Source organism: Bradyrhizobium sp. LeoA1Lang, from assembly GCF_055413685.1.
Genome location: NZ_JBVAPG010000559.1, coordinates 1 through 334, shown reverse-complemented (window position 1 = coordinate 334; position 334 = coordinate 1). Strand labels below are relative to the sequence as shown.

At 65.6% G+C, this 334-nt stretch carries 1 pseudogene; it reads right to left on the bottom strand.

Annotation, left to right across the window (positions count from 1 at the left end):
- Positions 1–319: pseudogene (locus ACZYOF_RS44500) on the bottom strand (IS256 family transposase); the annotation flags it as partial.
- Positions 320–334: the final 15 nt, after the last annotated feature.

Below are 334 nucleotides of genomic sequence, written 5' to 3'. Positions count from 1 at the left end.
CCCACAGCGGCAGGATCGCCGAGCTGAACCGGATCCGCTCACTATCGCCGGCCGCCCCACGGTCGCGAATCTTCGCCCGCGCGACCTCGACCGGACCGATGCCCGTCGCAATCGTTCGCGCCGGGCCGTAACCATGCCGCACGACACGGGCGCGTCCGTCGGCAAGCTTCAAATCCTTCACCGTGGCAAGAAAGGTCTCGACTTCGGCCTCGACGGCCTGCGCCAGAAGCTGCCGCGCACCAGCGCGCAAAAGATTGGTCAGTGGATCGTCGATCTCGTCGGGCTGACGGAGCGGGACAATGTTGCTAGTCTCGTTCATGGCGTATCGCTCTCC